This window comes from Streptococcus parasanguinis, assembly GCF_015556095.1.
Taxonomy (GTDB): Bacteria; Bacillota; Bacilli; order Lactobacillales; family Streptococcaceae; genus Streptococcus; species Streptococcus parasanguinis_Q.
Genome location: NZ_JADNLT010000025.1, coordinates 1 through 4,720, shown reverse-complemented (window position 1 = coordinate 4,720; position 4,720 = coordinate 1). Strand labels below are relative to the sequence as shown.

Annotated in this window: 8 protein-coding genes; all 8 read right to left on the bottom strand. The window is 36.2% G+C overall.

What is annotated here, in order from left to right; genetic code table 11:
* Nucleotides 1-533 (bottom strand): hypothetical protein (locus tag I2E70_RS10385; protein WP_229060307.1); only part of this gene is annotated, 533 nt, incomplete at its 3' end.
* A gap of 3 nt (nt 534-536) precedes the next feature.
* Complete coding sequence (locus tag I2E70_RS10380) at nt 537-1,589, bottom strand: replication initiation factor domain-containing protein (protein WP_229060306.1); 1,053 nt, start codon at nt 1,587-1,589, stop codon at nt 537-539.
* Nucleotides 1,590-1,678: 89 nt separating this feature from the next.
* Nucleotides 1,679-1,960, bottom strand: coding sequence for a type II toxin-antitoxin system RelE family toxin (locus tag I2E70_RS10375; protein WP_155168440.1), 282 nt, complete (start codon nt 1,958-1,960; stop codon nt 1,679-1,681).
* The gene (relB, locus tag I2E70_RS10370; RefSeq protein ID WP_155168442.1) at nt 1,953-2,189 is read right to left on the bottom strand and encodes a type II toxin-antitoxin system RelB family antitoxin; all 237 of its coding nucleotides are present in this window, start codon (nt 2,187-2,189) and stop codon (nt 1,953-1,955) included. Before relB ends, I2E70_RS10375 begins: the two co-directional genes overlap by 8 nt.
* Nucleotides 2,190-2,529: 340 nt before the next feature.
* Entirely contained in the window at nt 2,530-3,504 is a 975-nt protein-coding gene (locus tag I2E70_RS10365; protein ID WP_195424668.1) for a site-specific integrase, read from the bottom strand.
* Between the two features lie 120 nt (nt 3,505-3,624).
* A complete protein-coding gene (locus I2E70_RS10360; protein WP_195424666.1) occupies nt 3,625-3,807 on the bottom strand; it encodes a hypothetical protein in 183 nt (60 codons plus the stop codon).
* Nucleotides 3,808-4,086: 279 nt separating this feature from the next.
* Nucleotides 4,087-4,359, bottom strand: coding sequence for a hypothetical protein (locus tag I2E70_RS10355; protein ID WP_195424664.1), 273 nt, complete (start codon nt 4,357-4,359; stop codon nt 4,087-4,089).
* 1 nt (nt 4,360) lies between these two features.
* Nucleotides 4,361-4,720: hypothetical protein (locus tag I2E70_RS10350; RefSeq protein ID WP_195424662.1), on the bottom strand; the 360-nt coding region annotated here is incomplete at its 5' end.

Below are 4,720 nucleotides of genomic sequence, written 5' to 3'. Positions count from 1 at the left end.
TCTGGTAACGGGAATTCGATTGGACATTCTGAATATACCTCATGTTTTATATCCTCACACCAAGCGTCATATTTACCCATATCACGTCTTGAAAGTGTGTAAACGTAAGGACGAATTGCTTTAAAAATCTTAAAATAAAATTCAGATTCAAAATCACTATAGTCTTTTTTGCTAAAGTGTTGACTGAGGTAATCATTCTTTTTCGTCATAGCAGTCATGTACTCATCATGATTTTGTTTAAGCGTTTCGTCATATTCAGAAAAACGATCTGTGTAGAAGTAAGGAGATTCTTTCATTTCCTCAAGTTTTTTGTTTTCTTCATCCAGTTCGCAAATCTTGTTTTTTAATTCAATTTCTAACTTGCGAATTTCATCTTCAATCCTTGATTTCTCTTTTTCGTTTTGAGAAATTAAAGAATCGATTTGTTCTTCTAGTTTATTTTTAAACTCTTCCTCTTTTCGTCTTTCTTGCTCAAATAGTTCAACATCTTCTCTTTCTTCTGCATTGGTTTCAACATTGACTTTAATTTCCATTTTTTAATCCTCGTTTCTGTTTACTGTCATACCGTAAAGCCAGTTGTTCAATTCTTTGTCTAACTGCTCTACACTTTCTGAAAAGCTAGCTTTCAAGTGTTGCGTCAATTCATCTTCTTTAGCAACTTCTCTTGCTAACTTGCGATACTTTCTCTTTGAATTATCTGATAGTTTGTTCCAGTTTTCGTGATTCGAATGCAAACCGTCTAACATTATCTGATCGGTAGCTTTAAAACTTTCTGGAATAAACCACGGCGAATAGAATGAATCTAGCGTTTCATGTACCACTTTGACCCACTCGTCCGCTCTACTTCGTCTAAGCTGCAACTCCAACCGCCACCAGCATTTCACATTTTCTGGTAAAACTTCTTTTTTCTTTAGTCGCTCAACTCGTTTATTATAAAGTCGGACTTGCCTTTCTGACGACCTAGCACCCCAATACGCCGTTTCTAATTGTCCTGACTGTCCGTAGTACGGACGGAAAGAGACTGCATCAACTAATCTGTACTGATTTACATATTCATCATCTAAATTAATAATGTCGCAAGCCACGTCAGCCCGTGAAAAGTGCGGATCTTCAAACATCAACTTAATAAAATCTTTTAAATCTATCTTCAGAAATTGCCCGATTTTATTAGGATTGAAATCTATCCGTCCTTTTTCCCGTCCTGTCGCTTTGTCTAAAAACGGCAAGACTTCAACATAAGCGATATTTTCACCGTATTTGTCTAATAAAACCCAACCAGCGCCAGCTTTTTGAGCGCCCTCTTCCCTAGCTAAAATAGGCATTGCCTGGGCTAGTGTAAAATCTTCGCCTTTCGTGTAAATGATTTCCCCATCTTCGGTAATAAAAGTATGGTCGAAATCAAATTTCTTTAAAAATCCTACGATTGTAATTCTATCGATTGACCAATTCAGATTAAAAAAACTCAAACTTTGGTGGGTTAACCGCCTGTTAGAAGAGGCGGTTAAATTTTCGTGCAAATTCAAGACATCTTTCCCCACCTTAAAATTTCTCTTCGAGGTTAGAGAATCTTGACTTAATAACTCATTCATGCTATAATACATTCAACAATTGAAATAAAAAACGTTACGAAAAGATCAGTTTGCCGACTGGTCTTTTCTTTTTTTGTTGACCTTTCTATTTAAAATTTTCTTATCTTATAAACTTCTGATCTGTGACCTACTGTCATATTCGTAATCACAAACTTATCGTTATCGACTTCAGCAATGATTCTATAATTTCCCACTCGAAATCGAACATATCCTGAAAAATTTCCCTTCAAACTCTTCCCTGGAGAGGTAGGAAAATCAACGTTATTTAAATGCTGATCGATCCAATGAATGATAAAACGTTGATCTCTACGATCCAACTTTTTCATTGCCTTATCAAAAGTATCCGCATATTCAACTTTATATTTAGCCATAACGTTTCATCATTTCTTCATGAGAAATGGTTTTTCTCCCTCCATCAACCCATTCTTTATGAGCTTGATCTGCCATTCTTATATCATACATATCCTCAATTTTTTCAACCACGGCTTGTCTGATAAAGTCAGTTTTAGTGGTATTATTTTCTTCAACAACAGTACTCAACATAGAGTTAAGTTCTTGACTAAATCGCACAGAAACTGGTGTAGTAACAATGTTATTCATAAAGTAATTCTCCTTGTAGTTATTTTTAATACATTATACTCCAAATAAAAAAGTTTTGCAATTATTTGTTTAATAAACAAATCTCGTTCGCTTAATTTATTCCATGGTCTATTTGACAACAAGTAACCAATGACTGACGTACTTTGTCCGTGTCCCTCCGAAACGCTAAAGCCTTTCGGCTGGCCCGTCCTAGCGTACTTTGTCATTGCTTATTGTCAAATAGCTTTCACGGCATAAACGCTCACTTTTCAGACCTATAACTTATCACTAGATTTTTGTACTTCCTATAGGCAACAAAAAAGGCCTGCGTTTAGCAGACCTTTTCTGTTTTATTCTTTTTCTAGTTGTACAAATAGGATTGTGCAATAACTGAAATTCGATTATGCCCCAAGTTTTTGGACACAATTTCCATGGCTTGCTTGTCATAAACCTCGCCAGCCCTTTCTTTTCGCATGATATACCTTTCTTTTGGCGGTATATCTTTTTCTTTACGTTTGTACTCGTCATAGAGCCTTTGTGCATAGACGGCTCTATAATAATGGTTGTCATAGTTCGAATTTAGCTTTGGAAACAATTTCCCTTGTCGGGATTGGATCCATTTTACAATCTCTCTTGTTTCACCTGCAGATGAGCCACAAATTTCTACAATTCGGGACTTTCCACCTTTTGCACCTTTTGTTACGTTGAGAAAGGCTCTTTCTCCGTTGAAAAATAAGTCTTTGCTCTCAATATTCATCATCTCATTTCTTCTCAATCCAGTTGCAGAAGAAAATATAGATAATTGCTTTTCTGTCTTGCTTGAGATGTTCTTATCACGAACCGCAAGACCCTTGGAGCGTTTAATGTTGGCACGCTCCCTTGGAGGGGTATCAATAAATTGAGTTGCTTCAGTCTGAAAGACTTTCGCTAAAGCAGCTTTTGCAGTCGTTATACTGTACGCAGAACGCTCTAATTTAACCAAATGAAGAAGGTACTCATCTACATACCCTCTCGCATCAGCAAGCGTCAGAGCGTCGCTGTGGGCTTCTGAGAGCCACTCCGCAAAGTATCTAAATTGGCGTTTGTAGGTCTCAAAGGTATTCTTAGAGTAAATCTTATTACGTGTATCAGCGTTCATTTTATCGCTCGAACGCTTAGATCTAAAACCTGCTTTATACATCTCTTGCAATCGTAAACGTGCAGTCTTACGATAACTTTCTACAACTTCATTTTTCTCTTTTGGTTGAACTTTCTGTTTTCGTTCTTTTCGTAAGCGACGCTTTTCAGCCCAGCGTCCCTCTTTTTTAAGATCACCAGTCACATTGACTCCTTTCATTTCATTTCTCTAAAAGGGTGTTATATACCTGTTTTAGGATTGTTCAGGCTATGCCGTCCGCCCCTCGTGTCGGACACGTGCAACTTTAAATACTATGCAATGTATGTAATGGCAAACTTTTTAAATCTCTGCCGTGATTCCCATTTCTAAAGTTGGGTCTTGGATCCTAATATGCTTATATAACTCAGTTTCTAACTCATAATCTTTCTTCTTTTCCTCCTCAAAATTAAACTTACTTTTCCACCTCAAAAATGTATTTCCTCTTTCTCTTTCTTTTTTTTCCTTATCAGTTTTTGCAATCAAATTCTTTTTCCTCATCTCATTCCTCTCTATCTAATCAATTTTCCGATACTAATAGTATGCCATTTTTTGATGAAAGTAAAAAATAGATAATTCACTTTTTTGATAGATAAATGTTTATACGTTGATTTTTCTCGCTTATCGCTCAAAAAAATTCACGTATAAACATTTATCCGCTCATCAAAACCCTCTGGCCAGGTTTCTCTTTCGCTCCTGTCGGACGAATACGTCCGATTGTCTGCGCTTCGCATTGCAGACAAAAAAGAGAGCTTGCGCTCTCCCCTAATACTCAGCATCATCAATATCATATAATTGCTCAATGCCGTTTTCTTCGTAAAATCCCCCCAGAAATTCATCTGCCAACTCATACAATTTCTCTTCTTCAGAAAAATGATTTCCGTCCGAGTAAGAGGTATTCATGATTAGGGCTTTTGCAACTTTTAAGACCCCTCGATTGTCTTCGCCCTCGTTAGATTCAGAAATAACATCAGCGCAGATTTTAAACAACTCTTTTAAATCAAAATGAATTTCTTCGGCAATGTGTTTACGCTCCATGTTACCAACCCTCTTCTTGATATCTCTTTTCAAATTCATCAAACAAATTATTATATGGGCGAATATTCCAAACGGAATTCGGATTCTCACATTTTGTAAGCGTTAGATGTAAAATAAGTCTTTCAAATCTACCTTCGATTTTTGATTTTACAAGTTTAGTCAAAATATCAATTCTTTCATCGAATGATAAATCACAATCTTTTACATCTCTGAAAAAACGTTTATTCTCTTTAAGAAACCAAGTCATTTCAAGCTCTGAAAAATAAACCTCAAATTCAAAATCTTCTGGTAACGGGAATTCGATTGGACATTCTGAATATACCTCATGTTTTATATCCTCACACCAAGCGTCATATTTACC